The organism is Arthrobacter sp. 2YAF22_2 (genome assembly GCF_052114645.1).
Classification (GTDB): domain Bacteria; phylum Actinomycetota; class Actinomycetes; order Actinomycetales; family Micrococcaceae; genus Arthrobacter.
Genome location: NZ_JBFRFD010000263.1, coordinates 1 through 5,153, shown reverse-complemented (window position 1 = coordinate 5,153; position 5,153 = coordinate 1). Strand labels below are relative to the sequence as shown.

Here is a 5,153-nt window from a genome sequence, read left to right as displayed (position 1 = left end):
GGGCAGCTGACGGTCATAGGCGGTCAGCAGGCCGTCGGCGGCGGGGCGGCGCGCGGTGGCTTCCTCGGCCGCCAGCTGGGCGCGGCGCCGGGCCAGCGCGGACTGCAGCACCAGGGCTTCCTGATAGCGGAAGCGGTCCCGGGCACGCTGCCAGTCACTGGTGGTCTGCGGGGTGTGGATCAGCCGGTAGGCGTCCGCGGCGGGCAGAAACTTTTCCCGGGCGGCGATGTCGGCGGGCAGGGGGTCGTCCAGGTGATCCAGCTCGAGGGTGTCCAGCAGCGTGGAGATGACCTTTTGGATGGACCAGCTGGTCAGTTTGGCGGTGGCCGGGTACACCGGGATAGGCATGGCGGCGAGCTGTTCCGGGTCCATGCCCGGGATGTCCGGGTCATCGTCGATCAGCTGGAACTCGGGGTTGGTCAGGCCCAGCGAGCCGCCGTAGCGGGTCACCTTGCCGGAGAACAAGGCACGCCGGCCCGGCTGCAGCTCGGCCTTGGCGCGGAAGCCGTTGAAGAAGCTCACCTTGAGCGTGCCGGGCATGCCCGTTCCGGCGTCGTCGGTAATCACGACGTCCGTCAGCGTGCCGCGGCGGGCGCGCATGGACCGGGTGCTGTTGGAAAGCACGCGGGCGATCAGGGTGACCTCTTCATCCAGCGGGACCTCGCTGATGGGGGTGAGTTCGCCGCGGTTCATGTACCGGCGGGGAAAGTAGTTCAGCAGGTCACCGACGGTGCTGATGCCGAGGTGTTTTTCGATGACGGCCGCGGAACGCTTCCCGATCCGGCGTTCCAGGCCCAGTTCAAGCTCAGCGTTCATGTCCGTCGAGGTCCCGGGGCAGGGCGAGGTCGCTGACGGTCAGGTCCGACGGTTCGCCGAGCGAGCGGATCAACTCGACGGCGGGCGCGGGGTCGCACACGTGGACGTGGACCCGCCAGCGGTAGGCGCCGTCGGCGTCGGCGTCGCCGCCCACCTGGCTCATGATGACGGACTCGCCCATCTCGTCGAGCCGCTGCCTGAGGGTGGCGGCGTCCAGCGGCGAGAGCCTGATGGTGCACATGACTTCCACGCCGTCGTCGCGCGGCAGGTCGGCGTGGATGTGCGGGGCCTGGACGTCGTAGCCGTGCAGGCCGTCGAACAGTTGGTCCTGGAGTTCCTCGCCGAGCACTGCCGAGCGCAGGCAGTCGAGGATGAGGAGCATCCCGACGCCGCCGGCATCCACCACGTGGGCGGTGTGCAGGGCCTCAAGCTGGTCCTCGGTGCGGACCACGGCGGCCAGGGCGGCCCCGACGGCGGCGTCAAGGGCCAGGCCGAGGGTGTGGTTGCTGTCGTCACCGTCGTGTTCGGCGTCGACGGCGGCCGCGGCGCGGCCGGCCGCTTCCATGACCGACAGCATGGTTCCCGGGACCGGGTCGCTCAGCGCGGACCACGCCCGGATCTGGGCGCGGTTGAGGGCGGCTGCCAGCAGGGGTGAGCTGAGGCGGGCGTGTCCGGCCAGCGGTTCGGCGGCGGCGCACAGGAAGACGGCGAAGAGTGTGCCGGAGTTGCCGCGCGCCTGTTCCATGGCGGCCTGGCCGGCCCGGGCCAGAACGGCTCCGACGTCGTTCTGCGCCCGGAGCGGCGGGCCCACCACGTGCAGGTGGGGGTCGCCGTTGAGCAGCGGCAGGGCCGCCGTTTCGGTGGGGACGTCCTGCAGGGCCCGGGCGGCGGCGCGCACCGTGAGGTAGAGGTTGGTCCCGGTGTCGCCGTCGGCCACGGGAAAGATGTTGATGGCGTTCAGGCGGTCGCTGTGGTTCCCAAGCGTTGTTTCGGCCTTGCCCAACCACCGCTTCATCGCTTGCGCGTTGGCGGCAATTTTAGTCTGCAAAGTGATCCCATCCCACAGTGTCAGCGGGCCTGCCCGCTATTGTCACGCCCGCGCTGGCTGTTGCTGCAGGGGCTTCTACCGAGCCTATCGCAGTGAAACCGTGAGGCAGCTGAACGTCCGAGGGGAAAGCGGCGAGCAGTCCGTGGTCCTCGCCGCCGCCGAGGACCCACGGCATCGGGTCCCCGCCCAGCAGGGTGGCGGCCGGCTGCAGCGGTGCTGCGAGCTCCTTGAGGGCCGCCGGGTCCAGGTTGAGCACAACGTTGCTGGCCGCGGCCAGCCGTGCCCCGTCCCGGACGAGTCCGTCGGAAATGTCCATCAGGGCGGTAGCTCCGGAGTCCCGGGCCAGCGGGCCGGCCTCGAGCGGCGGCCAGGGCCGGCACTGGGTGTCCAGCAGGGCGCGCTGCTCCTGCGTCAGGTCGTGCACGGGAACGGCGGATTCCAGCAGGGCCAGGCCGGCGGCGGCGCGACCGACGGTGCCGGCGAGCGCCAGGGTGTCCCCCGGCCGGGCGCCGGACCGCAGCACCGGAGCGTGTCCGTCGAGGGTGCCGAGGATGGCGACGCTGACGGCGAGCTCGCGTCCACGGCCCAGGTCCCCGCCGGCGACGGCGCAGTCCGAGGCGCCGAGCTCACGGATCCCGGCGCTCAGCCCGTCGGCGAAGTCCTCCACCCAGGACACGAGGGTCTCCGGGGGCATGGTCAGGCTGACCACCAGCGAGGTGGCGCGGGCGCCCATGGCGTTGATGTCGCTGAGGTTCTGGGCGGCGGCTTTCCAGCCGACGTCGTAGCCGGAGGTGCGGTAGCCGTTGTTCCACTCCAGCCGGAAATCCTGGTCCACCACCTGGGTGTCGATGCTGACCACCGTCCGGCCGTCCGGAGCCGCCACGATCGCGGCGTCGTCGCCCGGGCCCAGCAGCAGGCTACTGCTGTCCCCGCCGTGGAGCCGGGGGAAGATGCGCGCAAGGAGGTCGGACTCGGAGAGTTCGGCCACGGTAAGGCGCGATGAGGTGAAGGGTTCAGGCACAGCCCTACGCTACCGCGAGGGGGGTGACAGCCGTATTTCGTGGTTAGAAGGGCACATGCCAAACTCTTAGGCATGCCCCGACCCGCCCTCACCGTGCCCCCCGCAACGGCACAGGTCCTGGCATTCACCCTTGGGGCCGTTGTTCTCTGGCTGATCATCGCCGTCCAGCTCTTCGCCAACGTTGATCCCCTGAGCATGCACCRGACCGATGCGGTCATCATGCTGGGCGGCGCCAGTTCCGAACGCCTGCCGGTGGCGCAACGGATCCAGCAGGAACTGGGCGCGCCCGTGCTGGCGCTTTCCCATACGGACACCCCGGGCAACAAGCTTGCCGATGAAGCCTGCAATACAGCGCAATTCCCCAACCCGGGCCTGGTCTGCTTCCGCCCGGATGACTACGACACCCGGGGCGAGGCACAGGCTATTCGGAAGCTGGTGGCAGCCAACGGCTGGAAATCCATCACGGTGGTGACCTCCAGCTACCACGTCACCCGGGCCGGGCGGCTGATGGAACAATGCACGACGGCGGATGTCCAGATGGTGGCCTCGCACCCCGACTTCTCGATCGGACAGTGGTTGAGGCGGTTCGTCATCGAAACCGGTGGCTTGATCGACGTGTCGCTGCGACCGGAATGTGCTCCCGCTACACGCTGATGTAAGAATTGAGGCCGGCCCGGTAACGAACGTCGACGACGATGGTCACCAAACGAGCGAGGAGTACAGACGTTGGAACACGCGACGGATGAGACTCCCCCGCGGGTCCCCGCGCCCCGGCACCTGCGCCGGCGCCGCTTCCGTGACGACATTTCCGATCTGCTGCTGGTCCCCGGCGCGGAACCATACCCCGAGCCCCACCAACCGGCCGCGGGCCCACCTACGGCAAAACGAGCCGCAGAGGCCGCTTCGCCGGAGGAAACCACGTACCGGCGTAAACGGCTGGTGGCTTTGATCCTAGTAATTGCCGTCCTTATCAGCCTGCCGGCGCTAATCGCCACGCTGGTCCTTGCCGGCTGAGGTCGCGGTCCTGGTGAGCGGGACGGCTCTTACCCGCTCTTCGCATAGAGGGGGTTGGTGGCGCCCCAGCCGTTGGTCACTTTGACGATGTAGTACTTTCCGGTTCCGAGGGACGTCGCCCCCACGTTGGCATTGATGCTTTGAAGACCAGGGTTAAGCCCCTGCTGCTGGCCAAACTTTGGGTTGTAGCTGGAAGCACCCACAACCTTGGACTGCACTAGTCCGGCCGCTGTGGTCCACCGTAGCTCGACCGTCGCCCCGCTGAGGTTGAAGCCGGTTACCTGCAATGCGCCGGAGGCTGCGTTAAAACTGCTGTCCGTGACGATGGGAGTATTTCTTCCGTTCTGTAGTTGCTGCGCCAGTGGCACGCCGGTCCCGTTGCACGTGTAGTACGTGTCCCACATGAAGGAAATAATCTTGCGCGGCGCGTTGGCCATCTGCTGGAGCTGCCTGTCGATTCGAGCCTTCGTCGTCTGGCCGCGAAGGCTCGAATCGCAGGGATTGGTCCCGTTGGCCGGCGCCATCCCTTCCATGTTGGCCCAAAGAGTAGCCCCGGTTCCGGCCACTCCAGCGGCGGCCGCCTGGAAGTATTCCCGGTTCGGGACCACATATTTGCTACCCCAGGTGCCCGCTCCCACGATGGCCGCAGCGTATGGGTCAACCGTAGCGTTGGCCTCGTTGCCGAAGTAGGCGCCGCCTTTGCCGGTCCCCATCCCGTCTTGAACGGCGATACTCAAGGGCGTTCCGCCAGCTGTGAGCGCTTTATTGCGCGCCCCTCCCTGTGCTTGCGCCGGCGTACCGTGGCCCGGCGCGGCGGCGCGCGCATCGATGTACGGGCTCACTATGGCAGCCCGGCCCGGCATAATGGCCCGGATGGCTTGGTTCTGTATCCGGTAGACAGTCAGAACGGGTTCAAAAACCGCCCCGTCGTTAAGGGGCATCTCGGTGGACAGATAGAAGCCGGCAAGCCCCGCCACGTTGTTGGCGCCCGCCTGGTACTGCAGGTAGCGGTCCGTGAACCGCTTGAACGTGTCCTGGTAGGACAGATCGGGGAGGAATCCGAGATCTGTCCCGCGTGCTGGTATCGGCATGCCCGCGTAGAACTTCATTCCTAGGGCCGTCGCTGCCCTGGCCACGGAGCCGGTGGCGCTCGCGCCGGGCGCGTTGCCGCCGCTGATGACGACGACATCGTAGCGGTTGTTCGGGTCGTCACATCCTGCACCGCTGGTGGGTAGTACCAGCACAGTGAAGAAC

4 protein-coding genes and 1 pseudogene are annotated in these 5,153 nt (G+C 67.8%); 1 reads left to right on the top strand and 4 read right to left on the bottom strand.

Features of this window, described 5'->3' with window-relative positions; all coding sequences use genetic code 11:
• The 3 genes and pseudogenes from AB4Y86_RS11680 to AB4Y86_RS11670 form a co-directional block, all read right to left on the bottom strand.
• Positions 1-816 (bottom strand): annotated as a pseudogene (locus AB4Y86_RS11680) (ATP-dependent DNA helicase RecG); the annotation flags it as partial.
• Complete coding sequence (locus tag AB4Y86_RS11675; RefSeq protein WP_441402393.1) at positions 806-1,831, bottom strand: DAK2 domain-containing protein; 1,026 nt, start codon at positions 1,829-1,831, stop codon at positions 806-808. The gene AB4Y86_RS11675 and the pseudogene AB4Y86_RS11680, both read right to left, overlap by 11 nt.
• A gap of 22 nt (positions 1,832-1,853) precedes the next feature.
• The gene (locus AB4Y86_RS11670; protein ID WP_441402392.1) at positions 1,854-2,885 is read right to left on the bottom strand and encodes a thiamine-phosphate kinase; all 1,032 of its coding nucleotides are present in this window, start codon (positions 2,883-2,885) and stop codon (positions 1,854-1,856) included.
• Between the two features lie 72 nt (positions 2,886-2,957).
• On the opposite strand from AB4Y86_RS11670, the gene AB4Y86_RS11665 reads away from it, so the two are divergent.
• Positions 2,958-3,539 carry a YdcF family protein gene (locus AB4Y86_RS11665; RefSeq protein WP_441402391.1) on the top strand — a complete coding sequence of 194 codons (582 nt, stop codon included), beginning with the start codon at positions 2,958-2,960 and terminating at the stop codon, positions 3,537-3,539.
• Between the two features lie 389 nt (positions 3,540-3,928).
• Here the strand turns inward: AB4Y86_RS11665 and AB4Y86_RS11660 are convergent.
• Positions 3,929-5,153 (bottom strand): hypothetical protein (locus AB4Y86_RS11660; RefSeq protein ID WP_441402390.1); only part of this gene is annotated, 1,225 nt, incomplete at its 5' end.